The organism is Corynebacterium sp. HMSC074H12, assembly GCF_001813755.1.
Classification (GTDB): domain Bacteria; phylum Actinomycetota; class Actinomycetes; order Mycobacteriales; family Mycobacteriaceae; genus Corynebacterium; species Corynebacterium hiratae.
On sequence record NZ_KV813947.1, the window covers coordinates 78,493 to 79,575 of the forward strand.

Genomic DNA, 1,083 nt, shown 5'->3' on the forward strand with positions numbered 1-1,083 from the left:
GCGCGCTGCCGCTGACCGGTGGTGGCGTGGCGTTTGCCATGGCCGCACTCGGCCGAACTCACGCGTTTATCGCGGGGTGGGCGCTGACACTGGGGTACTCGTGCGTTGTCGCGTTGAATGCGTCGGCGGTCACGCTCGTCTTCCGTGTCACGTTCCCTGAATTGGTTATGCGGGGCGCGCTTTACGACGTCGCCGGGTGGACCATCTATCTCCCCGAAGTAGTCATCTGCTCGTTGTTTATCATTGGGTTCGCGTGGTTGAACTCCAAGGGTGCTGCGCTCTCCGGCCGGTTCCAGTTCTTTGCCGTGGTGCTTATGATCCTGGCAGTGGTGGTTATCGTGGCGTCGATGGTGATCTATTACGTCGTCGAGCGCCCGGAGCTTGCCCCAGCTTTTCCCGTGGATGTGCCGCCGGCTGCGGCGGTGGCGACCATCATCGCTTTTGCCCCGTGGGCTTACGTGGGCTTTGATTCCATTCCGCAGCTGGCAGGTGAGTTTAACTTCTCTCCGCGGAAGGCGCTGGGGCTTCTGCTATGGGGGATTACTGTCGCGACGGTTATTTATATGGCGATGATGCTTGCAACCTCCATCGCTGTGGGAACCCGTCACGAAGCTTTCGAAGGGGAGGCGTGGCCACCGGCAGCCGCCATTAGCGAGGTGATGGGACCAGCTGGCTTGGTGCTTATGGTCGTTGCGGTGAGCGCGGGTGTGTTGACAGGACTTAATGGTTTCTACACCGCGGCAAGCCGTGTGCTGTTTACGCTGGGGCGGGCTAACTTGGTTCCGCGCCGCCTTGGTGAGCTCAAGGGCAAGCAGCACGCCCCGCGCAATGCGATTCTTTTGGTGTGCGCGGTGTGCTTGGTGACCCCGTGGTTCGGGCGCGCGGCGTTGACGTGGGTCGTCGATATGTCCAGTGCCGGCATCACGGTGGCGTATTTCTATACCTGCTTCTGCGCCTGGAAGATTGCGCGCACCGGGCAGGTTTCCGGAATGACTCGGCCCATTGCACCGAATAAGTTTTATGAGTACTTCGCGCTAGCCGGGTGCGTTCTCTCCATCGGGTTCTTGGCGCTGCTCTTTGTTC

The 1,083-nt window shown here is 60.6% G+C and carries 1 protein-coding gene; it reads left to right on the top strand.

Features of this window, described 5'->3' with window-relative positions; translation table 11 throughout:
• The coding region (locus HMPREF2932_RS12590; RefSeq protein WP_071410293.1) for an APC family permease at nt 1–1,083 on the top strand (1,083 nt) is incomplete at both ends.